Raw genomic sequence first — 22114 nt, forward strand, 5'->3', positions numbered from 1 at the left:
GGACCTGATCGCGCCCAGGCCATTGCCAGAGCTCGCCTTTGCGAAAAACCCCAGCACATTCGCCGGTCCCGCCGGCTACTGTGCATGGGGTTGTTTTCGACATTTTTTGTTTGCCGCGTGCCTGGCGAACCTAGATATTCGCTTCGCCCTCGGGGCCGACCGAGGCGATGCGCACCATGTTGGTGGTGCCGGGGATGCCGAGCGGCACGCCGGCGACGATGATCACGCGTTGGCCGGCCCGGACGAAGCCGTCCCGGAACGCGATCTGGCCGGCGCGGCTCACCATGTCGTCCTGGTCGCGCGCATCTTCCGCCACCACGCAATGTATGCCCCAGACCACCGACAGCCGGCGTCCCGCCGCGACGTTCGGTGTGATCGCGACGATCGGTGGCTTCGGCCGCTCGCGCGCCACGCGCACGGCGGTCGATCCCGAGCTGGTCCAGCAGATCAGGGCCGGTAGGTCGAGCGTCTCGGCGATCTGCCGCGCGGCGTCCGCGATGGCATCGCCGGCGGTGGCTTCCGGGGCGGGGCGCTGTGCGGTGATGACGGAGCGATAGATCGGGTCGCGCTCGACCTCCTCGCCGATGCGGTTCATGGTCGCGACGGCCTCGACCGGGAATTTGCCGGCCGCCGATTCCGCCGACAGCATGATGGCGTCGGCGCCTTCGTAGACGGCGGTGGCGACGTCGGAGACTTCGGCGCGGGTCGGCACCGGCGACTGGATCATCGATTCCAGCATCTGGGTTGCGATCACCACCGGCTTGCCGGCGCGCCGCGCCATGCGCGTCATCTGCTTCTGCAGGCTCGGCACGCGTTCCAGCGGCAGCTCGACGCCGAGGTCGCCGCGCGCCACCATCAGGGCGTCGGAGGCGTCGATGATGTCGGCGAGGCGATCGATCGCCTGCGGCTTCTCGATCTTCGCCATCACCGCGGCGCGGCCGCGGATCAACTTCTTGGCCTCGTTCACGTCGTCGGCGCGCTGCACGAAGGACAGCGCGATCCAGTCGACGCCGGTGACCAGCGCCGCTTCGAGATCGGCGCGGTCTTTCGGCGTCATCGCCGAGACCGGCAGATCGGTGTCGGGCAGGCTGACGCCCTTGCGGTCGGACATCCGTCCGCCGACCACGACGCGCGTCACCGCGTGATCTTTCGAGGTCTCCTCCGCGATCAGCCGCACCTTGCCGTCGTCGAGCAGCAGCGAATGGCCCGGCCGCAGCGCCGCCAGGATCTCCGGATGCGGAAGCTGGACGCGGGTGGAGTCGCCCGGCGTCTTGTCGGAATCCAGCGTGAAGGTCTGGCCGTTCTGGAGCTGGACCGCGCCTTCGGCGAAGGCGCCGAGCCGAAGCTTTGGTCCCTGGAGGTCGACCAGAATGCCAATCGGCCTTCCGTAGCTGCTCTCGACGTTGCGGATCGTTGCCACCAGCTCCCGCATCTTGTCGTGCGAGGTGTGGCTCATGTTGATGCGGAATAGGTCGGCGCCGGCCTCGAACAGGCGGCGGATCATCGCGAGGTCCGAAGAGGCGGGTCCCAGGGTCGCGAGAATCTTGATACGGCGAAGACGCCTCATGGCTTATTTCCAGACGGGGGCGAGGGAGCTGGCGGGAGGCCAGGCGCGGCGGGGGGCGTACCACCGGGCGGGCCATTGGGCAAACCGGGAACCCCCGGGCCAACCGGGCCGGGGAGACCGGGCACGCGCTGCTGTTTTGACGGCTGTTCGTTGGCATCGGTGAGCTGCACCGTCCAGGCCCGCTGCTCGCCGGTATCGACCTCGAAATAGCCGGTCCGGTCATAGCCGCGCGCGAGGCAGTCCTCGGTGCCGCGGATGGTGAACTCCTTGTCGCGCGAGCACATGAAGGCCTGGCCCGACCATTCGCCGCCGCGGTCATAGTCGATGGCGTAAATGTAATAGAAGCGGGCCACCAACGTTCCCCGCAGCAGGGTCTCGCAGGAACGGGAGGAGATGTTCCACCAACCCTCGGTGGTCCAGCCCTCGGCATCCTTGTAGCCGAGCGCGATGCCGACCCGGCTCGATGTATTGTTGCAAAGCCGGAAATCGGCCGAAGCCGGGTTGGCCCAGAAGCATAGCAAGCCAACCACCAGCACCGGGACCAACCGGGCGAGCAGGCGAAAGGGGGAGCGGGGAGATTCGGCGATCATTGTCGCGGAAGCTATATCAGATCATTGACGATTTGGCGTAGGCCCCGGGAACTGCCCGAAGCCGGCTTCGCGCCCGTTTGCGCCGCGATATGGCATAATCTGTGACAGGCCCCACCTGATCTCGTAAGGGTGACCCATCCAGGTCACACCAATTTCGCAAAGCCGAGGGATCCAGCCATGGCAATCGACGACAAAACCAGAACGGAACTCGAGGCTGCCGCTTTCCGGCGCCTAGTCGATCATTTGAAGACGCGGACAGACGTGCAGAACATCGACCTGATGAATCTCGCAGGCTTCTGCCGCAACTGCCTCTCCAACTGGCTCAAGGACGCCGCCGACGCCCAAGGCGTCGCCTTGAGCAAGGATGAGAGCCGGGAAGCCGTCTATGGCATGCCCTACGAGGCCTGGAAGTCGAAATACCAGGGCGCGGCCACGCCTGAGCAGCTCGATGCCATGAAGAAGGTCCATCCCGGGCACTGAACGGCTTGGCCAGCAGCCCGATATGCGGTGCCGTTGAGTCGCATCACGCAACGGCTTTCTTCGACACGTCGCAGGAAGGTGTGGGCGCGCTGTGGACGAGCGCGATGCTGCCTTGAACGCGAGAGGTACGAACCCTAAGGGTCTAACCAGCACGCGCGGTGAGGATGCCGGCGTCACCTCGTTTTGCCAGTTCCATTGGGAGTACCAAGATGGCCACCTCCGCCGCCGTCCGCGACGACGAGCCCGCGACGAAATTTGCCAAGGACCAGCTCAAGTCCATCATCGAGCGCATCGAGCGGCTGGAGGAAGAGAAGAAGGCGATCTCCGACGACATCCGCGACGTCTTCGCCGAGGCCAAGGGCAACGGCTACGACGTCAAGGCGCTGCGCACCATCGTGCGCATGCGCAAGCAGGACCCGAACGAGCGCGCCGAGGCCGAGACGATCCTCGAGACCTACATGCAGGCACTGGGGATGATCTGAGGTATCGCGGTCGTCCTGGCGAAAGCCAGGACGGCACCATGTCGATCGAAGGAGACCGCGGTGACTGCGCCGCTGCTGCCGCGCGAGGTAAGGCGTGCCTACGACGCTTTTCCGGCGTCGATCGGCAAGCGGCTGCTTTGGGTGCGCGAGCTGATCTTCGCGACCGCTGCGGCACATGAAGGCATCGGCCCTCTCACCGAAACGTTGAAATGGGGCGAGCCTGCTTATCTGACCGAAGAGACCGGCAGCGGCAGCACGATCCGGCTCGGCCGCCTGAAGGACTCCGCGCACGCCGCGATTCTGTTCAACTGCAAGACGACGCTGGTCGATACCTTTCGCGAACGCTTTCCCGATCGGTTCGAATATCGGCAGACGAGGGCGTTGCTGTTGCCCGTGTCCGGCAGACTGCCGAAGCAGGACCTATCGGTCTGCCTGTCGCTGGCGCTGACATATCACCGGGATCGGCGGGCTCGGAAGGCGCGGTAGCGGATTTAGGCTATCAGCCTCAGCGCAGCGAAGCCGTCCGCACGACGAAGGACGTCGTATCGAGCTTGGCGGTGGCGCTGCCCGAGAAACTGTCGCAGGACAGGCCCTGCATCGGATCGTCAGCAAACCCCATGGCGATCACGGACTGCGGCTTGACGAAGTAGGCGCGCATTGCGGCCGTGTCGAGCTCGCCCATCAGCGTGACCGACATCGCGCGGCTGGCGCTCGGCGACAGCATCACGATCTTGAGCCAGATGCTTTCGCCCTTGGCTGCGGAGAGCCGGGTCGCGGTTGCGACCATGCCGTCGACGCGCTTGCCGACCACCGTGTTGATCTCGGTCGCGGGCGCAACGTTGCGCGACGCGGAGGCGGGACGGGCGGAGCGCGGGATCGGCGCGGAGGCGGCGACGACATTGGCGCGATCGACCGGCGAGGCGGACGCCGGCGCGTAGGCCAGCGCCTGATAGGCGGCGCTGGACACGCTCGCGGTCGGCTGCGGATCGGTGGCGGCGGCAAGCGCCTGTCGTGCCTTCAGCGCAGCAATTTGGGCCGGCGTCGCCTGCTGCGGTGCAGCCGGGGCATCCCAGAAGCCACGGGCATTGATGATGTCGGCGGGGGTCTCGGGCCTAGCGTCAGCAGATTTACCGGCGGCCGGCTTGTCAGCCACGGGCGCCGGCTTCGGCTTGGGCAGCGCGACGATCTGCGCATCGGCCGAGGCGAGCTGAATCGTCGCCGCGACTGACGGCTTGGCGCGCGGCGTCGGCACCGGATCGGCCGGCTTGGTTGCGGCGGCGACCACGGTCGGCGCGACAGTCTTCGCGGCCGGGGCGGGCGCGCCCTCGTCATCCTCGTCGTTGCTCGTGGCGGCCGGAGCCGGCTTGCCCTTGAACAGGGCGGTAAAGAAATTCGACTTGCTGCCGGAATCCTCGCCGCTGCCGCGCCGCTCGATCTCGGCCTTGGCGAGCTCATAGCCCTTCAGCGGCGTGCCGTCGGTCGGGACGTGGACGGTGCGTCCGTCAGGGAAGACCCGGGCGAGCTGATCATGCGTCATGCGCGGCCAATGCCGGATGCTGCCGGTGTCCAGATGCACGAACGGCGAGCCGGAGGTCGGGTAGAAGCCGACGCCGCCGCGCTGGAGGCGCAGGCCCGCGAAGCGGATCTGCTCCAGCGGCACGTTCGGAATGTAGAAGTCCATCGCATGCCCCAGCATGTGCTGGCTGAAGCGCGCCACGCCGGAGGAGCGGCGGCGGAGCATGGAGTTGGTGGCGGGCGAGCGGTAGGCGGAGATGATCTGGATCGGCTGCTTGCCGTCGACGTCGCGGTAGACTTCCCAGAGGATATCGAAGAGGTGACGGTCCATGACCGTCTCGTCCTGGCTGCGCCAGTCGCGCAGGAAGTGGTTGATCTGCTTCAGCGCCGCTTCGTCGTAGCGCCCGTCGCGCTTGAAGGTGACGGTGAGGTCTTCGCCGGAATGGGTGTGGTGGAAGGAGAGCGTCTTGGTCTCGTTGAGCGCGGCGGCGTTATGAACCGAACCTGCGGCAGCAAGCAGCAATACGGCAGCGAGGCCGATTCTGGATCCGGCCTTCACTCCCGCATGGGACAACGACAGCACCGCGAATTGGCGTGCGATTCCAGTCAGCACGTTAGAGCCCACCCAGTCGACGAGCGTTCAAAATGGACTCTCCCGCTAACCCCGTTAGCGCGCGAAAGAGGATGAACGCTTTGTTAAAGCGAGAAGGTTAATTCGAGGTTGACCTTCCCGCCCCCAAACCAAGTCAGAGCGCGAACCTAACCGGGTGAGTGTGGCAAAAAAAGGCCCGCTGCCCGAGGTCAGGTGGAGAATGGTTAACGTTAAGCGACCCCATCCAGAGGATGAGGTCGCTGATCTTGTTGCAGAATTTCAGGAAATCAGGCGTCGGGGCGGGCCTGGCTCAGCGGGTGAATACCCGCTGCTGCTGCGGCCGGCGGCCGACCGGAGCCGGCGGCGGGGTCGGGGCTCCGAACAGCCGCTCGAAGAAATTCGGGCCGGACGAGCCGCCATTGTTGGCTGCCAACACGCCGTTCGGCAATGTCGTTGCCGGGCGTGAATAGCTCGGCTGGGAATGCGCGACGACGTTCTCGAGATCCTTGCCGCGGCCGTTCTTCAGGATGTTGATCATGGTCGCGTCGCGGCCATAGACGTCCTTGCGGAATTGCAGCTTGCCGCCATCGTCCACGAATGCGGTCTGATAGGTGATGTTGACCGGGATCGGGGTCGGGAATTTCAGGTCGATCTCGCTCTTGCCGTACATGCTGCGGATGCGTTCCGGCGTGTACTTCTCGTTCGGCATCGCGATGTTGAGCAGGACCGACGCATACTGATCCGGGTTCTGCACGCGCATGCAGCCGTGGCTGAAGGCGCGCTCGTCCCGGGCGAACAGGTTCTTGTCCGGCGTGTCGTGCTGATAGACCAGGAACTTGTTCGGGAAGTTGAAGCGGATGCGGCCGAGTGCGTTGGCCTCACCGGGCGGCTGCGAGATGTGCACTGAACCATCGCGGTTCTGTTCGAGCTTGAGGCCCATGCGCTGGAGCACGGTCGGGTCCTGCTGAAGTGCCGGCAGATATTCGTTGTAGACGATCGACGGCGGCACGTTCCAGGTCGGATTGACCGTGATGTACTTCATCGTCTCGGTGAGCAGCGGGGTCGCATGCGTGCCGGGCTTGCCGGTGACGACGCGGGTGGTCCAGACCTGCTGGCCGCGCTGCATCACCTTCAGCGTGTAATCGGGAATGTTGAGGATGACATAGGCATCGCCCAGCGAGGGCACGCCCAGGTCGCGCGGCAGCCAGCGCCAGCGCTCCATGTTCACCAGCACCACGTCGATCTGCTTGTCGCGCTTCGGGGTGTTGATCGCCTTGACCGTCTTATCGTCGAGGATGCCGGTCGGCTTGAGCTCGGCGCTGTTCTGGAATTTGCGCACGGCTTCGGCGACCGCCGCGTCATAGCGGGTGTCGCTGGCGTTCTCGGCGATGCCGAGCTTGACACGCAGCTGCGGCACACGCGGATCCTCAACGACGATTTCAGCCTGCTTCTTGCCGGCCGGGGTGTATTTCAACGCCGGACCGTCGGCGATCTCGATCGCCGGGCCGTTGCCCTGGCCGCGGAGCTCCGCGAGCTTCGCCTTCAGCTCCTTGTAGAGCTTCTGCGGCGGATTGTAGCTGTCGAGCGCCGCCGAGGCGTCCGCCGCGGTCGTGACCTTGGCGAGGACCTCGCTCGGGTCGACCGGATGCTCGGGATAGAGGATGTCGCCGCTGACCTGCGACCAGTGCATGCGGCCGCTCTGGGCCTGGCGCGCATAGTCGAACATGCTGGCGGTGAGCTTGAGCTCGGCATCGGCGAGCGCATCGGGTGTCGTGGCGGCGGCGAAGTCCGGCGCCGGGTAATCGGCGGGATTGAGGCCGTCGGACGCCGCATCCTTCAGCCGCGCGATCACGCCCTTGGCAGCCGTGGTCAGGCTGCCGGCCTGGGTCCAGACCGGTGCGAAATCGCGTGCACCGTAAAACTTCTCGATCGCCGCGCGCTCGTTCTTGCGGTCGAAATGGCGCGAGGACTTGGCGCCGATGATGTCCTTGAGCCTGTCGGCGACCGGCTGGTCGGCGGCGGGAACGTTGCTCGCGGCCTTCACCGGTTCCGAGGCCGGAGCAGCAGCGGTGGCGGGCGCGGCCGGCTCAGCCTTCGCAGGTTCAGTCTTCGCCGTCTCGCTCTTCGGCGCCTCGTTGGCGGGCGTGGTGGCGACGTCGGAAGGCTTGGTCTCGACCTTGTCCGGCGCGGGAGCGGGAGCGGCTTCGGCCTTCAGAGGTTCCTTCGCGGGCTCCTTGGCTGGGTCCACCACCGTGGCGGTGGTGTCGAGCTTGATGTCGGATGCGGTCGGGGGCGGGACGTTTGCGGGTTCGGGGCGCGGGATCGCGGCTTCGATCGCAAGTTCTGCAGCGCTGCTGCGCGCCTGATCCTGCGCCAAGGCCGAGCTGGCCGATACCGTGAGGAAGGTCGCCGCGACCGTCATCAAGACACGGTCAAAGCCTGCACGGTGGTTCAAACAGTCACGCATGGTGTCGCACCCCTCGGGTGAACTGTCCCCCATGGAACAGCTTCGTTATCGCCTATTGAGCTTCGGCTAAACCGCGCCGGCCTCTCGAAAGTTGCACGCCTGCACGCAACGATTCCTACGCAGACGATATACAGGCCCCGATTTCGCGGCCAGCGCTACCCGGGACAACTCACGACAAACTGACTTCAAGCAAGCCGCTTGGCAACGGATTGTGCGCTTCTGCCACGCGCTTTTCCCTGTGTCTGTCACTTCCAAGTCACGGTTCACGTCGCAGTCGAATTCCGTCGTCATGCGAACGGCTTACAGTCGTATCGCACCGCTGGTACGAACCTCCGTTCGCGTCAGGCTCAGTGCGTCTCCTCACCGCTTTTGCCGCCATGGCCGGGAACCCCGGCTTCGTCGAGTTTGCGGTAGAGGGTGGACCGGCCGATTTTGAGGCGGCGGGCGACCTCCGACATCTGCCCGCGGTAATGCGAGATCGCGAAACGGATGATCTCGTTCTCGATCTCCTCCAGCGGCCGGACGTCGCCGGTCGAGGTCAGCATGGAGAGGGCACCCGCCACGGACAGCGGCGCGATCGGTATTTCATTACCCGACACGACGGAGGGGGCCGCGATCGGCTCCAGCATCAGTGGCGCGGTCGGAATGTCTGTTCCTGGATGCGGCTGCGAGGCGATCAGGGGAAAGTCGTCGAGGCCAAGCTGGTCGCCGTCGCTCATCACCACGGCGCGGTAGACCGCGTTTTCGAGCTGGCGGATGTTGCCGGGCCAATCGAGCTGGGCGAGGTGAGCAACAGCCTCGCCGCTGATGCCGGTGATGGGGCGGTTCTCCTCGGCGGCAAAGCGCGCCAGGAAATGCCTGAGCAGATGCGGGATGTCCTCGCGCCGGGTGCGCAGCGATGGGATCGTCAGCGGCAGCACGTGCAGGCGATAGAACAAATCCTCCCGGAAGTGGCCTTGCTTGACCCGCTCCAGCAGCCTGCGGTTGGTCGCCGAGATGATGCGGACGTCGACCTTCACCGGTTTGCGGCCGCCGACCGCCTCGACCGCCCCTTCCTGGAGCGCGCGAAGCAGCTTGACCTGCGCGCTCAGCGGCAGCTCGCTGACCTCGTCCAGAAACAGCGTGCCGCCATGGGCTTCGACGAACTTGCCGGTGTGGCGTTCGGTGGCGCCGGTGAAGGCGCCCTTCTCGTGACCGAACAGGATGGACTCGACGAGGTTGTCGGGGATCGCGCCGCAATTGACCGCGACGAAGGGTTTTGCCTTGCGCTCGCCGCTGCCATGTATGGCACGCGCGAACATCTCCTTGCCGACGCCGGACTCGCCCTCGATCAGCACGGGGATCGAGGAGTTTGTTGCTTTCTGCGCCGCGCGCATCACGCCCGCCATCGCCTCGGCGCGGGTGATGATGTCGGAGAAGGTCAGCCGGCCCTCGCGGCTGTGACGGATGCGCTGCAATTCGCCCTTGAGCGCGGACGAATTGAGCGCGTTGCGAAGAGAGACCTGAAGTCGCTCCAGGCCGACCGGCTTGACCACGAAATCGGCCGCGCCCGCGCGCATCGCCGAGATCACATTGTCGATGCCGCCATGGGCCGTCTGCACGATGACGGGGATGCTGAGACCCGCTTCGCGGATTTTCGCCAGGACGCCCATGCCGTCGAGGCCGGGCATCACGAGATCGAGGATTACGCCGTCGATGGCCGCGTCAGGGGCGGTGAGGGCGGCGATCGCCGCGTCGCCGGAGTCCACCACGATCGTCTCATAGCCGCATTTCTGCACCATGTTTTCGACCAGCCGGCGGGCTACAGCGTCGTCGTCGGCGATCAAAATACTGGCAGCCATGGTGTTCCCCGCACGCTACTACTATCTGTCTCGAATCGGGGCACTCTGGCCGAAGCCGATTAACGCACTGTTAAATCCTGATGCCCCCGCCCGCCGTCGCGATTGTTGAACACAGGTTTCCCACACAATGAATTCGCGCTCCAAATCTGCTCCCGAAAAGCCTGCACTCAAAAAGCCTGCTCTCAAAAAGTCTGCTCTCCGCAAGCCAGCCACCAAGAAATCGGTCATCAAGGCAAAGTCCTCCAAGTCTTCGCCCGCAAAGCCTGCGAGCAAGACCGGCAAGCTTCCGGAGTGGAACCTCGCCGACCTCTATTCCGGGATCGATGCGCCGGAAGTGACGCGCGATCTCGCAAAGATGGATGCCGATTGCGTCGCGTTCGAGACGGACTACAAGGGCAAGCTCGCAACAGGAACAGCAAAGGAAGATGGCGGAAAATGGCTCGCTGAAGCTGTGCGACGCTATGAGGCGATCGACGATCTTGCCGGCCGGCTCGGCTCGTACGCCGGCCTCGTTCATGCCGGCGACAGCGTGGACCCTGCGATTTCAAAGTTTTACGGCGACGTTTCCGAGCGCCTGACGGCTGCATCGACGCACCTGCTGTTCTTCGCGCTCGAGCTCAATCGCGTCGATGACGATATTTTGAACCGCGCGATGCAGGCCGCCGAGCTCGCGCACTACCGACCCTGGATCGAGGATCTGCGCAAGGAGAAGCCGTACCAGCTCGACGACAAGCTCGAGCAGCTCTTCCTGGAGAAGGCGCAGACCGGATATTCCGCCTTCAACCGGCTGTTCGACCAGACCATCTCGGGCCTGCGCTTCAAGGTCGGGCCCAAGGAGCTCGCGATCGAGCCAACGCTCAATCTGTTGCAGGACCGCGACGGCGCCAAGCGCAAGGCCGCGGCAGAGGCGCTCGCAAAGACCTTCAAGGCCAATGAGCGCACCTTTGCGCTGATCACGAACACTCTGGCCAAGGACAAGGACATCTCCGACAGCTGGCGCGGCTTCAAGGACGTCGCGGATTCCCGACATCTGAACAACCGCGTCGAGCGCGAGGTGGTGGATGCGCTGGTCGCCTCGGTGCGCGCGGCCTATCCAAAATTGTCGCATCGCTACTACGCGCTGAAGGCACGCTGGTTCGGCAGGAAGCGCCTGGCCTATTGGGACCGCAACGCGCCGCTGCCTTTTGCTGCGACCGACGTGATCGGCTGGCCCGACGCGCGAAGCATGGTGCTCTCGGCCTATCGCGGCTTCTCGCCAAAGATGGCTGATATCGCCGAGCGCTTCTTCACGGACCGCTGGATCGATGCGCCGGTGCGCCCGGGCAAGGCGCCGGGTGCCTTCTCGCATCCGACCACGCCGTCCGCGCACCCCTACGTGCTGATGAACTACCAAGGCAAGCCGCGCGACGTGATGACGCTCGCCCACGAGCTCGGCCACGGCGTGCATCAGGTGCTGGCGGCCAGGAACGGCGCGTTGATGGCGCCCACGCCGCTGACGCTGGCGGAGACCGCGAGCGTGTTCGGCGAGATGCTGACCTTCCGGCGGCTGCTGACGCAGACCAGGAGCGCGAAGCAGCGCCAGGCGCTGCTCGCCGGCAAGGTCGAGGACATGATCAACACCGTGGTGCGGCAGATCGCGTTCTATTCCTTCGAGCGCGCGGTCCACACCGAACGCAAGAACGGCGAGCTCACCGCGACGCGGCTCGGCGAGATCTGGCTCTCGGTGCAGGGCGAGAGCCTCGGGCCCGCAATCGAGATCAAGGCGGGCTACGAGAACTACTGGATGTACATCCCGCACTTCATCCATTCGCCGTTCTACGTCTACGCCTATGCGTTCGGCGATTGTCTGGTGAACTCGCTCTACGCCGTCTACGAGAGCGCGGCCGAAGGCTTTGCCGAGCGCTATCTCGACATGCTCGCCGCCGGCGGTACCAAGCATTATTCCGAACTGCTGCGGCCGTTCGGGCTCGATGCCAAGGATCCAAAGTTCTGGGACGGCGGCCTGAGCGTCATCGCCGGCATGATCGACGAGCTGGAAGCGATGGGCTGAGCCAGGTGGACGAACTCGGCTGCGACCTCAGTTCGGAACTCGATCAGCCAGCGGGCTGCGAAGCGGTCCGTGGCGGAACCGGTCTCGACTGAAACGATCGCCGCGAACTTCATGCATCTTTCGGCGGGGCGCCATATTTTTCGGCCGGCGCATTTCTCCGCGGCGACCTGGCCTCGAGATCCTGCTTGGCAGTATTGAACGTTCGGGCCCGAGGCGAGACTAACCCTCTAGATACCTGTTGTATTTTTACAATTATTGATTGCAGATCGCCCTATTGCCGCTGGGGAGGCTCGTATGCCCGATCAGGGACAGGTTCCGCCACCTGGAGCGCGGAACGCCGCTGCCTTCGAAGAGGAAACGCCTTGGTGCGAGAAGCACCAGCAGATTGTCCGCGACGAGATCGAGGCGATCAACACACGCCGCGAAGCTGCGCGGCAAGTCGATCCGGACGGCACAGAGGCGTGCCAGATGCTCGACGTCGTCGGGCTCGCCCTCTCTGGCGGCGGCATCCGCTCCTCGGCGATGTGTCTGGGCGTGCTCCAGGCGCTGAACCATCATGATTTAATCGGACGGATCGATTATCTTTCCACCGTGTCGGGCGGCGGCTACATCGGCACCTCGCTCAGCACGACCATGACGGTGACAGGGCGTTTTGTGTTCGGCCAGCGGTCGGCCGGGAGAACGGCGACCGCCAGCGAGATCAGCGATACGCCGTCGGTCGGACATATCAGGAATTATTCCAACTATCTGATCCCGGCCGGCTTCCGCGATCTCTTGACCGGGATCGCAATCGTGGTGCGGGGCCTGATTGCCAATATCGGATTGACGCTGCCCGTCGTGCTGCTGCTCGCAGCCGTCACGATCTGGTCGACGCCGCTGCGGAGCTGCCTGACGGTCGCAAATTTCTTCGGCGTCGATATTGCCGAAGGCGCTTTGCCGCAGTGTGAGCTGCACCATTTCGGCTGGATCGCGGACCGCTTCGGGTTCACCGCGATCGGAGCGATGGTCGCACTGGCACTGCTTGCTGTCGGCGGAATCGCTTATCTGAGGTCCCGCGCGGAGCGGGGCATCGGCCCGACCATCTTCCTGACGTATGCTGCGGCCATCGCGTTCCTGCTGGGCATCGCATGCGACTTCGCGCGCGTGCTTCAGATCGCGCATTTCGCGCTGACGCTGGCAACGGCGATCATCGGCGTCGCCCTGTTCTTCGGCTGGGCGCTCAAGCAGTCATTTGCAAGTCCCGAAAAGCGTCAGGAGTTCCGCTCGCATTGGCCGACCGCCGGCGCGACTTTCCTGGTCCTGCTTGCCGCGATTGCGTTCTTCGAATTCCAGCCCTTCATGCTGTCGCAGATGTTCGATGTCGCCGACAGCAGCGCGATCGGCGGGCCGGTCGGCGGTGTCGCCGTCACCTGGATTCAGTCGCTGGCTGCGATTGCCGCGCCGATCGGTGTGTTCGTTACTGCTTTCAGGCAGCAGTTCGCCGAATTCCTGAAGGGCGACAGCGTATCCTCGCAATGGGGCTCGCTGGTGCTCGCGATCATTGCCAAGGTCGCGTTGTGGATCGCCGGATTGGCGCTGCCACTGATCATCTGGGTCGCCTTTCTCTACTTGTCTTATTGGGGCATCGCCAACGATCCGATCGAAAAATGCCAGGCGCCTCTGACCGTCCTTGCGCAGAAGGGTTGCCTTGCGGCCAACAAATCAACCGTGCCCGCGTCGGGCAATCTGTCGGGCAAGATCGAGTTCGACGCGAGCGCCGGCACCTTCTCGGCCGAGATCACGCCGACGGCTGCCGCAACGACCGCGACCAAGGACTGGCTGACGCCGACGTCGCACGTTCCGGCCTGGCTCAGGTTTGCCGCGAGCAATGTCGCACGACAATTCCACTGGTCGGATAAAGGCTCCGGCTATGCGCACAGCCTGCCCGTGGTGATCCTGTATACGCTCGTCGGTCTGCTGCTGTTTGCGATCTCGTGGTCGCTGACGCCCAACGCGAACTCGCTCCACCGGCTGTACCGCGACCGGCTGAGCAAGGCTTTCCTGTTCGATCCCGGTCGGTCGGCAGACGGCAATATCGCGCGCGCCGAAGCGAGCCTCGATCAGGGGCGCGATTTCAAGCCGCTCGATCGCATGAGGTTGAGCGAGCTCTATGCGATCGCGAATGATGAGGTCGCGACGGGCGACCGGCCTGCCGCGCGGAAGCTGGGGGCGCCCTATCATCTCATCAACACGGCGCTCAACATCCAGGGGTCGGACTTCGCCAACCGGCGCGGCCGCAATGCCGATTTCTTCGTGTTCTCGCCGCTCTATGTCGGCAGCGAGGCGACGCGCTACGCCAAGACCCCGGCGGTCGAGCACCTTGAGCAAAGCCTCGACCTCGCCACCGCAATGGCGATCTCGGGGGCGGCGGCGTCGTCAAACATGGGTTCGAACTCAATCAGGGCGCTGACGCCGACGCTCGCGCTGTTGAACGTGCGGCTAGGCTACTGGCTGAGCAATCCGCGCTATGTCGAGGCCACTGTCCGGCCGCAGCGCCGCTCCACGCCACTCTTCCTGTGGTCGGAAATCTCGGGCCGTCTCTACGAGAACAGCGACGGCGTCTACCTCACCGACGGCGGTCACATCGAAAACCTCGGCGTCTACGAGCTGCTGCGCCGGCGCTGCAGGGTGATCGTCGTGGTCGACGCGGAAGCCGACGCCGCGATGAATTTCTCCTCGCTGATGAAGCTCCAGCGCTACGCCCGCATCGATCTCGGCGTCCGGATCGATCTGCCGTGGATGCCGATCCGCGACCGCACGCGCACCATCATGGCGGAGAACGCCGACAAGAAGTCCACACGAGCCTCTCCTGAGACGCCGGACGAGGCCGGCGAGCACGTTCATGTGGCCATCGGCACCATCGACTATGGCGGCGATGACAGGGGCTATCTCGTCTACATCAAGTCCTCGCTCTCCAGCGACGAGAACGACTACATCCGCGACTACGCGCGGCGTAACGACACGTTCCCCCACGAGACCACCGGCGATCAGTTCTTCTCGGAGGAGCAGTTCGAGGTCTATCGCGCGCTCGGTTTCCATATGACCCATGGCTTCCTGGCCGGAGACCATGCGGTGGCGGTCGGTCCGGGGACGGCCCCGCGGATGGCTCGATTCACCGAACCAGGTGAGCCGGCGATCGACGCGGTCCGCGAGGCGCTCGGTCTTCCGGGACCCCAGCGAGCGGCCGTGAGCATCACCGGCACGATGATCGATCAGGGTTGAGAGGCGCTCGCGCCGGGCTTTCCCGCCAATCGGAATTCCAAATGACCTGATTTGCCGGGAAACCGCGCCTCCGTGCCGTTGCTCTGCCCGGAAGTTTGCGGTATCCCAGCCATGAAATTCGACTTTCGACTGGGGACAATTCATGGCTGACCATAGCGAAGTGGCGTACAGCACCGCCGACGGCAACGACTACGTTGCCCACGAGCAGACCTACGAGGGCTTCATCAAGCTGGTGAAGTACGGCACGGTCTCGGTCGCGCTTATCGTGATCCTGATGGCGATCTTCCTGACCTGATCCATCGCCTGCAGCACCGCCAGCGTCGTCGGTGCCCATAAAATTTGCAATGAAGCCGGATTGAAAACCGGTATCCAACGTTGCGGGAGTAACGCTAAGTTCGCGTGCGCGCTTCTTCCCGCGTCGCCGGAGGGCCCATGAAGATCGCCGTTGCCAAGGAAATCGATCCGTCGGAGCCGCGTGTCGCCGCTTCGCCGGATACGGTGAAGAAGTTCAAGGCGTTGGGCGCCGAGATCGCCGTCGAGCCGGGCGCCGGCCTCAAGTCGGGCCTGCCGGACTCCGAATTCACCGCCGTGGGCGCCACCGTCAGCGCCGACGCGCTGAAGGATGCCGACATCATCATCAAGGTGAGGCGCCCGGAAGCCTCCGAGCTGGCGCAGTACAAGCGCGGCGCGCTCGTCATCGCCATCATGGACCCCTACGGCAACGAGGCCGCGCTGAAGACGATCGCCGATGCCGGCGTCTCCGCCTTCGCGATGGAATTGATGCCGCGCATCACGCGCGCGCAGGTGATGGACGTGCTGTCCTCGCAGGCCAACCTTGCCGGCTACCGCGCCGTGATCGAGGGCGCCGAGGCCTTCGGACGCGCCTTCCCGATGATGATGACCGCGGCCGGCACCGTGCCTGCCGCCAAGGTTTTCGTGATGGGCGTCGGCGTCGCCGGCCTCCAGGCGATCGCGACCGCGCGCCGTCTCGGCGCCGTCGTGACCGCAACCGACGTCCGGCCCGCGACCAAGGAGCAGGTCGAATCGCTCGGCGCGAAATTCCTCGCCGTCGAGGACGAGGAATTCAAGAACGCGCAGACCGCCGGCGGCTACGCCAAGGAAATGTCCAAGGAGTACCAGGCCAAGCAGGCCGCGCTCACCGCCGAGCACATCAAGAAGCAGGACATCGTGATCACCACCGCGCTGATTCCGGGCCGGCCTGCGCCGAAGCTCGTCACGGCCGACATGGTCAGATCGATGAAGCCGGGGTCGGTGCTGGTCGATCTCGCCGTCGAGCGTGGCGGCAATGTCGAAGGCGTCAAGGCGGGCGAGGTCGCCGAGGTCGATGGCATCAAGATCGTCGGCTACACCAACGTCGCCGGCCGCGTCGCGGCGTCGGCCTCCAGCCTTTACGCGCGCAATTTGTTCAACTTCATCGAGACGATGGTCGACAAGACCACCAAATCGCTGGCGGTGAACTGGGAGGACGAACTGGTCAAGGCCACCGCGCTGACCAAGGACGGCGCCGTCATCCATCCGAACTTCCAGCCGAAGGTTTAAGGAGAGCCGTCATGGAGCATGTTGCACAGGTCGTCGACCCCTTCGTCTTCAGGCTGTCGATTTTCGTTCTCGCCGTCTTCGTCGGCTATTTCGTGGTGTGGTCGGTGACCCCTGCGCTGCATACGCCGCTGATGAGCGTGACCAATGCGATCTCCTCCGTGATCGTGGTCGGCGCGCTGCTGGCGGTCGGCGTCGGCATGATCTCGAGCGGCTCGGGCTGGGCGCGCGGCTTCGGCTTCATCGCGCTCATTTTCGCCTGCGTGAATATCTTCGGCGGCTTCCTTGTCACCCAGCGCATGCTGGCGATGTACAAGAAGAAGGTGAAGTAAGCGGCGTGCACCTCGGGGTGACGAAGACAAAGGGGACCTGAGATGAACGCCAATCTGGCTGCAGTTCTGTATCTCGTGGCGGGAGTGCTGTTCATCCTGTCGCTGCGCGGGCTGTCCAGCCCCGCCACATCGCGGCAGGGCAATTTCTTTGGCATGATCGGTATGGCGATCGCGGTCGCCACCACGCTGGCCAGTCATCCGCCGGCGGACGGCCTCGCCTGGATCCTCGTGATCCTTGGCATAGCGATCGGCGGCAGCGTCGGCGCGGTGATCGCCCGCCGCGTGCCGATGACCTCGATGCCGGAACTGGTCGCCGCCTTCCATTCGCTGGTCGGCATGGCCGCGGTGCTGGTCGCCGCCGGTGCGTTCTACGCGCCGGAGGCCTTCGACATCGGCAGCCCCGGCAACATCCATCCGCAGAGCCTAGTCGAGATGTCGCTCGGCGTCGCCATCGGCGCGTTGACCTTCACCGGATCGGTGATCGCGTTCCTGAAGCTGTCCGCGCGCATGAGCGGCGCGCCGATCATCCTGCCGTTCAGACACATCATCAACATCGCGCTGGCGATCGCGCTCGTCGTCTTCATCGTCGGGCTGGTGATGTCGGGCAGCGCGCTCGACTTCTGGCTGATCGTCATCATCGCGCTGGCGCTCGGCGTGCTCATGATCATCCCGATCGGCGGCGCCGACATGCCGGTCGTGATTTCGATGCTGAACTCGTACTCGGGCTGGGCTGCGGCCGGCATCGGCTTCACTCTCGGCAATTCCGCGCTGATCATCACCGGCGCGCTGGTGGGATCGAGCGGCGCGATCCTGTCCTACATCATGTGCCACGCGATGAACCGCTCCTTCATCTCGGTCATCCTCGGCGGCTTCGGCGGCGAGACCGCGGCGGCGGGCGGTGGCGGCGGCGAGCAGAAGCCGGCCAAGCTCGGCTCGGCCGACGACGCCGCTTTCATCATGAAGAACGCGCAGAAGGTCATCATTGTGCCCGGCTACGGCATGGCGGTGGCGCAGGCTCAGCATGCGCTGCGCGAAATGGGCGACATCCTGAAGAAGGAAGGCGTCGAGGTGAAATACGCCATCCATCCGGTCGCCGGCCGCATGCCCGGCCACATGAACGTGCTGCTGGCCGAAGCCAACGTGCCCTATGACGAGGTGTTCGAGCTCGAGGACATCAACTCCGAATTCGCGCAGGCCGACATCGCCTTCGTGATCGGGGCCAACGACGTCACCAATCCGGCGGCCGAAGAGGACAAGACCTCGCCGATCTACGGCATGCCAGTGCTCCAGGTCTGGAAGGCCGGCACCGTGATGTTCATCAAGCGCTCGCTCGCTTCGGGCTATGCCGGCATCGACAATCCGCTGTTCTATCGCGACAACACCATGATGCTGCTCGGCGACGCCAAGAAGGTCACCGAGAACATCGTCAAGGCGATGTAACGCGGAAGCAACCGGGCCATTGCCGAAGCGACGCGCGAACTGCGCGTCGCTTGGTACACCGCTCCCATGCGGCTGCCGCGACGTTCCGGCGCGCCTCGGGCGTGGTCATGAAATTGCTGCGGAGCCGGTTCAAGCCCTGAACGGGGGCCGGGCCGCGTCATCATGACCATCATCAAGTGGATCGCCATCCTGCTCGTGACCGTCTATTGCGCCGGTCTCCTCGTGCTGTATCTCAGGCAGCGCGAGATGCTGTTTCCGATCCCGCCCGTCGGCCGCACCGGGCCGGACGCCGCAGGCCTCCCTGAGGCCGAAGAGCACGTCCTGACCACCTCTGATGGCGAGAAGGTCATCGTCTGGCACGTGCCGGCGAAGCCGGGTCGTCCCATGATCCTGTATTTTCCGGGCAATGGCGACTATCTCGCCGGTCGCATCAGCCGTTTCAAGGCCATGACGGCGGACGGCACCGGCCTCGTCGCGTTGTCCTATCGCGGCTATGCCGGCTCGAGCGGGGCGCCGAGCGAAGCGGGCCTGCTGCGCGATGCCGCGGCCGCCTACGCCTTCACCACTGCGCGCTACGCGGCGGAGCGAATCGTCCCCTGGGGCTTTTCGCTCGGGACCGGCGTGGCGGTCGCGGTCGCCTCGGAGCATCGTGTTGGAAAACTCATCCTGGAAGCTCCCTATACATCGACCGCCGACATTGCAGCTTCATCGTTCTGGTTCGTTCCGGTGCGGCTGCTGATGCGCGATCCATTTCATTCCGACGAGCGCATCCCGCGCGTCACTGTGCCGCTATTGGTGATGCATGGCACCAATGACCTTGCCATTTCGATCGTGTTCGGAGAGCGTCTGTTCGCGCTCGCGCGTGAACCGAAGCAGTTCGTTCGCTTTGCGGGCGGCGGACATGACAATCTCGATGCGTTCGGTGCGATCGAAACGGCGAGGCGCTTCATTGTTTTCTAGACGGCTTGTCGTTCGGCGCGGGAGCGGGTTCATCGCCGCGATCCTCGTCGTGTTGTTGCCACAGCACGCATGGGCGGCGACCGGGCTCGACGGCGCGGCGATGCGCTGGCCCTATGCGCTGCCCTTTGCCGGCCTGCTGCTGTCGATCGCGCTCGGGCCGCTGCTGTTTGCACGATTCTGGCACCATCATTACGGCAAGATCGCCGCCGTCTGGTCGCTGCTGGCACTCGCCTCGCTCGTCATCTTGGCCGGGGGCATGGCGACGTTGGCGGCGCTCGTTCACGCCATGCTCGCCGAATATCTTGGCTTCATCGTGCTGCTGTTCTCGCTCTATGTCGTCGCCGGGGGGATTCTCGTGACGGGCGACATCAGGGCGACGCCGGCGACCAACGCCGGCATCCTCGCGCTCGGTACGGTGATGGCGAGCGTCGTCGGCACCACGGGGGCGGCCATGATCCTGATCCGCCCTCTGATCCGCGCCAACCGGCCGCGGCGCTACAACGCCCATGTCGTCATCTTCTTCATCATCCTGGTCGCCAATGTCGGCGGCGCGCTGAGCCCGCTCGGCGATCCCCCGCTGTTCGTCGGCTTCCTGCATGGCGTCGACTTCTTCTGGACCACGCGGACCATCTGGCTGCAGACCGCGATCGTTGCCGGACTGCTGCTCGCGATCTTCGTCGTCATCGACGTCTGGCGCTTCCGTAGCGAACCCTTGCTCGGCGCCGCCGGCGCCGCGAAGCCGGTCCGTATCCGCGGCCTCGTCAACTTGGTGCTGATCGCAGCCGTCGTCGCGAGCCTGCTGGCCTCGGCGATGTGGAAGCCCGGCATCGCCTTCGACATCCTCGGAACCAGGCTGGAGCTGGAAGACATCGCCCGCAACGCGGCTTTGCTGGCCATAGCGGCCCTGTCGGTGTGGTTGACGCCGGACGAGCACAGGCAGGCCAACGGCTTCACCTGGGAGCCGATTCGCGAAGTCGCAAAGCTGTTCGCCGGCATTTTCATCGCGATCATCCCCGTCATCGCCATGCTCGATGCCGGCCACCACGGTGCGTTCGCCTGGCTGTTGTCGGCCGTGACGGCGCCGGACGGCACGCCGCGCGAGGTTGCCTATTTCTGGTTCACCGGCCTGATGTCGGCGTTCCTCGACAATGCGCCGACCTATCTGTTGTTCTTCGAGCTCGCCGGCGGCGACCCGCAGGTGCTGATGCACGAGCTCTCGGGCACGCTCGCCTCCATCTCCATGGGCGCAGTCTACATGGGCGCGCTCACCTATATCGGCAATGCGCCGAACTTCATGGTGAGCAGCATCGCCAGCGAGAACGGCATCGAGATGCCGAGCTTCTTCGGCTATTTCGCGCGCGCCAGCGCGGTGCTGATCCCGCTGTTCGTGCTGCTGACGTTGCTGCCGTTCGCTCCGATCCTGCGCTGGCATTGAATCTGCCGCCCGATTTGCTACTGCTCGACCGAGACAATTGGAGCCGATGGATGAGCGCGCATAATCCGATGCCTCGGTCGGCCTGGATCTTTCCGGCGCTGGCCGTGCTGCTGTTCGCGGCCGTCAGCGCGACGGCCTATGAGTTCACGCTGTCGTTCGGCGGGCTCGTCTTCGCCATCGTGCTCCTCGTCATCCTGTTCGGCACGGTGTTTGCCGCGGTCCATCATGCCGAAGTCATCGCCGAGCGGGTCGGCGAACCCTACGGCACTCTGGTGCTGACGCTCTCGGTGACCATCATCGAGGTTGCGCTGATCACCACGATCATGCTGGGCGACAAGCCGGCCCCGGAACTGGCGCGCGATACCGTGTTCGCCGTGGTCATGATCGTCTGCAATGGCCTCGTCGGGCTCTGCATCTTCATCGGCGGCCTGCGCTATCGCGAGCAGGGCTTTCAGCTCTCCGGCGCCAACGTTTATCTCAGCGTGCTGTTCGCGCTCGCGACCATCACCCTGATCATGCCGAACTACACGACCACCACGCCGGGTCCGGTCTATTCGGCGGTTCAACTCGGCTTCGTCGACGTGGTCACGCTCGCGCTGTACGGGGTGTTTCTCTACACCCAGACCGTGCTGCACAAGGATTACTTCGTTCACGAACGGGCGGGCGGCGGGAGCGGCGAGGCGCATCTCGCGGGCCGGACCTTGGTGCTCAGCGTCGTGCTGCTGCTGATTGCGCTGCTGGCGGTTGTGCTGCTGTCCAAGAAATTTTCGCTGGTGGTCGACGCCGTCGGGGCCAGGATCGGTGCGCCGCCTGCCTTTGCCGGACTTCTGGTCGCGCTCCTGATCCTGCTGCCGGAAGGCGTTGCGGCGGTCTCGGCGGCCCGCAAGAACGACCTCCAGAAGAGCATCAACCTTGCGCTCGGCTCGTCGCTCGCCACCATCGGGCTGACCATCCCGGCCGTCGGTGTCGCCACCTATGCGCTCGACAAGGAACTCACGCTCGGCCTCAGCGAGCAGGGCAGCGTGCTTTTGCTCCTGACCTTCTTTTTGAGCATGCTGACCTTCGGTACGGGCAGGACCAATGTCCTGTTCGGGCTGGTCCATATGGTGGTATTTGCCGTCTACGTGTTCATGGTTTTCGTGCCCTGAACCGGTTTTCCGGATGATTGCCCCAGGAGAGTTCCGATGCTTGCCGCCAAGTCCGAAGTTCAGATCGACAATGAGCAGGTTCGGGTGACCGAGTGGCGGCTCGCGCCAAACAGCGCCACGGGGCATCACACCCACGGCATGGACTACGTCATTGTTCCCGTGGTCGCAGGGGAAATGACCATCGTGGCGCCCGATGGCGAGCGGTCCAAGGCACAGCTCGCGGCCGGAAAATCCTATTTTCGCAAGGCCGGCGTCCAGCACGACGTGCTTAACGAAACCGCAACCGAGATCGTGTTCCTTGAGGTCGAGCTGAAGCCGTAATTCCGGCGTACCCCTTTGCCATTGATCCGTCGCAGTTGATCCCTCACTATGCCTCAAAGTTCCCGCATCAGATCGC

Annotated in this window: 18 protein-coding genes; 13 read left to right on the forward strand and 5 right to left on the reverse strand. The window is 64.6% G+C overall.

All coding sequences use genetic code 11. The features are described 5' to 3' along the window. Positions 1-130 precede the first annotated feature (130 nt). Together pyk and C7G41_RS07735 are read right to left on the reverse strand one after the other, a co-directional pair. Positions 131-1567: a pyruvate kinase gene (gene pyk / locus C7G41_RS07730; protein ID WP_106941977.1), complete on the reverse strand. Its 1437-nt coding sequence runs from the start codon at positions 1565-1567 to the stop codon at positions 131-133. Continuing rightward, positions 1564-2157, reverse strand: a complete 594-nt coding sequence (locus C7G41_RS07735; RefSeq protein ID WP_106941978.1) for a DUF1036 domain-containing protein — start codon at positions 2155-2157, stop codon at positions 1564-1566. The genes pyk and C7G41_RS07735 overlap by 4 nt, the downstream gene beginning before the upstream one ends. A 177-nt stretch (positions 2158-2334) precedes the next feature. Between C7G41_RS07735 and C7G41_RS07740 the strand changes: the two genes are divergently transcribed. The 3 genes from C7G41_RS07740 to C7G41_RS07750 all read left to right on the forward strand — a co-directional run bounded on the left by C7G41_RS07740 (position 2335) and on the right by C7G41_RS07750 (position 3605). Further along, the gene (locus C7G41_RS07740; RefSeq protein WP_007596287.1) at positions 2335-2637 is read left to right on the forward strand and encodes a DUF1244 domain-containing protein; all 303 of its coding nucleotides are present in this window, start codon (positions 2335-2337) and stop codon (positions 2635-2637) included. A 209-nt stretch (positions 2638-2846) separates the two neighbouring features. Then, on the forward strand, positions 2847-3119 hold the full coding sequence (locus C7G41_RS07745; RefSeq protein ID WP_007596286.1) for a DUF2312 domain-containing protein: 273 nt from the start codon (positions 2847-2849) through the stop codon (positions 3117-3119). A 60-nt stretch (positions 3120-3179) separates the two neighbouring features. Then, complete coding sequence (locus tag C7G41_RS07750; protein WP_106941979.1) at positions 3180-3605, forward strand: hypothetical protein; 426 nt, start codon at positions 3180-3182, stop codon at positions 3603-3605. Positions 3606-3624: 19 nt separating this feature from the next. Here C7G41_RS07750 and C7G41_RS07755 read toward each other — a convergent pair whose 3' ends face one another. The 3 genes from C7G41_RS07755 to C7G41_RS07765 form a co-directional block, all read right to left on the reverse strand. Continuing rightward, positions 3625-5247, reverse strand: coding sequence for a DUF882 domain-containing protein (locus tag C7G41_RS07755; protein WP_245446463.1), 1623 nt, complete (start codon positions 5245-5247; stop codon positions 3625-3627). 289 nt (positions 5248-5536) lie between these two features. After that, positions 5537-7693, reverse strand: a complete 2157-nt coding sequence (locus tag C7G41_RS07760; RefSeq protein ID WP_106941981.1) for a murein L,D-transpeptidase — start codon at positions 7691-7693, stop codon at positions 5537-5539. Between the two features lie 347 nt (positions 7694-8040). Continuing rightward, the gene (locus C7G41_RS07765; RefSeq protein ID WP_106941982.1) at positions 8041-9534 is read right to left on the reverse strand and encodes a sigma-54 dependent transcriptional regulator; all 1494 of its coding nucleotides are present in this window, start codon (positions 9532-9534) and stop codon (positions 8041-8043) included. Between the two features lie 127 nt (positions 9535-9661). Here C7G41_RS07765 and C7G41_RS07770 point away from each other — a divergent pair, with 127 nt between their 5' ends. From C7G41_RS07770 to C7G41_RS07815, 10 genes are all read left to right on the forward strand, one after another. Continuing rightward, the gene (locus C7G41_RS07770; RefSeq protein WP_106941983.1) at positions 9662-11584 is read left to right on the forward strand and encodes a M3 family oligoendopeptidase; all 1923 of its coding nucleotides are present in this window, start codon (positions 9662-9664) and stop codon (positions 11582-11584) included. A 294-nt stretch (positions 11585-11878) separates the two neighbouring features. Next, positions 11879-14845 (forward strand): cell division protein, encoded by a 2967-nt coding sequence (locus C7G41_RS07775; RefSeq protein ID WP_106941984.1) that lies wholly within the window; start codon positions 11879-11881, stop codon positions 14843-14845. Between the two features lie 142 nt (positions 14846-14987). Then, positions 14988-15140: an aa3-type cytochrome c oxidase subunit IV gene (locus C7G41_RS07780; protein WP_007596280.1), complete on the forward strand. Its 153-nt coding sequence runs from the start codon at positions 14988-14990 to the stop codon at positions 15138-15140. A 137-nt stretch (positions 15141-15277) separates the two neighbouring features. Continuing rightward, a complete protein-coding gene (locus C7G41_RS07785) occupies positions 15278-16405 on the forward strand; it encodes a Re/Si-specific NAD(P)(+) transhydrogenase subunit alpha (RefSeq protein WP_106941985.1) in 1128 nt (375 codons plus the stop codon). Positions 16406-16416: 11 nt separating this feature from the next. Beyond that, a complete protein-coding gene (locus tag C7G41_RS07790) occupies positions 16417-16734 on the forward strand; it encodes a proton-translocating transhydrogenase family protein (RefSeq protein ID WP_018453812.1) in 318 nt (105 codons plus the stop codon). A 42-nt stretch (positions 16735-16776) separates the two neighbouring features. Continuing rightward, the gene (locus C7G41_RS07795) at positions 16777-18174 is read left to right on the forward strand and encodes an NAD(P)(+) transhydrogenase (Re/Si-specific) subunit beta (protein WP_106941986.1); all 1398 of its coding nucleotides are present in this window, start codon (positions 16777-16779) and stop codon (positions 18172-18174) included. A gap of 162 nt (positions 18175-18336) precedes the next feature. After that, positions 18337-19134, forward strand: a complete 798-nt coding sequence (locus C7G41_RS07800; RefSeq protein WP_106941987.1) for an alpha/beta hydrolase — start codon at positions 18337-18339, stop codon at positions 19132-19134. Then, positions 19088-20569, forward strand: a complete 1482-nt coding sequence (locus tag C7G41_RS07805) for a sodium:proton antiporter (protein ID WP_106941988.1) — start codon at positions 19088-19090, stop codon at positions 20567-20569. Before C7G41_RS07800 ends, C7G41_RS07805 begins: the two co-directional genes overlap by 47 nt. A 50-nt stretch (positions 20570-20619) precedes the next feature. Then, a complete protein-coding gene (locus tag C7G41_RS07810; protein ID WP_106941989.1) occupies positions 20620-21717 on the forward strand; it encodes a calcium:proton antiporter in 1098 nt (365 codons plus the stop codon). A 36-nt stretch (positions 21718-21753) separates the two neighbouring features. Next, positions 21754-22038: a cupin domain-containing protein gene (locus C7G41_RS07815; protein ID WP_106941990.1), complete on the forward strand. Its 285-nt coding sequence runs from the start codon at positions 21754-21756 to the stop codon at positions 22036-22038. Positions 22039-22114: the final 76 nt, after the last annotated feature.

Origin of the sequence: Bradyrhizobium sp. MOS002, from assembly GCF_003020115.1 — a bacterium.
In the GTDB taxonomy this organism is placed as follows: domain Bacteria; phylum Pseudomonadota; class Alphaproteobacteria; order Rhizobiales; family Xanthobacteraceae; genus Bradyrhizobium.

What these genes read in the sequence shown, in the direction of transcription:
- pyk (WP_106941977.1), bottom strand. Translation starts at nt 1,567, where the DNA reads ATGAGGCGTCTTCGCCGTATCAAGATTCTCGCGACCCTGGGACCCGCC.
- C7G41_RS07735 (WP_106941978.1), bottom strand. Translation starts at nt 2,157, where the DNA reads ATGATCGCCGAATCTCCCCGCTCCCCCTTTCGCCTGCTCGCCCGGTTG.
- C7G41_RS07740 (WP_007596287.1), top strand. Translation starts at nt 2,335, where the DNA reads ATGGCAATCGACGACAAAACCAGAACGGAACTCGAGGCTGCCGCTTTC.
- C7G41_RS07745 (WP_007596286.1), top strand. Translation starts at nt 2,847, where the DNA reads ATGGCCACCTCCGCCGCCGTCCGCGACGACGAGCCCGCGACGAAATTT.
- C7G41_RS07760 (WP_106941981.1), bottom strand. Translation starts at nt 7,693, where the DNA reads ATGCGTGACTGTTTGAACCACCGTGCAGGCTTTGACCGTGTCTTGATG.
- C7G41_RS07765 (WP_106941982.1), bottom strand. Translation starts at nt 9,534, where the DNA reads ATGGCTGCCAGTATTTTGATCGCCGACGACGACGCTGTAGCCCGCCGG.
- C7G41_RS07770 (WP_106941983.1), top strand. Translation starts at nt 9,662, where the DNA reads ATGAATTCGCGCTCCAAATCTGCTCCCGAAAAGCCTGCACTCAAAAAG.
- C7G41_RS07775 (WP_106941984.1), top strand. Translation starts at nt 11,879, where the DNA reads ATGCCCGATCAGGGACAGGTTCCGCCACCTGGAGCGCGGAACGCCGCT.
- C7G41_RS07780 (WP_007596280.1), top strand. Translation starts at nt 14,988, where the DNA reads ATGGCTGACCATAGCGAAGTGGCGTACAGCACCGCCGACGGCAACGAC.
- C7G41_RS07785 (WP_106941985.1), top strand. Translation starts at nt 15,278, where the DNA reads ATGAAGATCGCCGTTGCCAAGGAAATCGATCCGTCGGAGCCGCGTGTC.
- C7G41_RS07790 (WP_018453812.1), top strand. Translation starts at nt 16,417, where the DNA reads ATGGAGCATGTTGCACAGGTCGTCGACCCCTTCGTCTTCAGGCTGTCG.
- C7G41_RS07795 (WP_106941986.1), top strand. Translation starts at nt 16,777, where the DNA reads ATGAACGCCAATCTGGCTGCAGTTCTGTATCTCGTGGCGGGAGTGCTG.
- C7G41_RS07800 (WP_106941987.1), top strand. Translation starts at nt 18,337, where the DNA reads ATGACCATCATCAAGTGGATCGCCATCCTGCTCGTGACCGTCTATTGC.
- C7G41_RS07805 (WP_106941988.1), top strand. Translation starts at nt 19,088, where the DNA reads ATGCGTTCGGTGCGATCGAAACGGCGAGGCGCTTCATTGTTTTCTAGA.
- C7G41_RS07810 (WP_106941989.1), top strand. Translation starts at nt 20,620, where the DNA reads ATGAGCGCGCATAATCCGATGCCTCGGTCGGCCTGGATCTTTCCGGCG.
- C7G41_RS07815 (WP_106941990.1), top strand. Translation starts at nt 21,754, where the DNA reads ATGCTTGCCGCCAAGTCCGAAGTTCAGATCGACAATGAGCAGGTTCGG.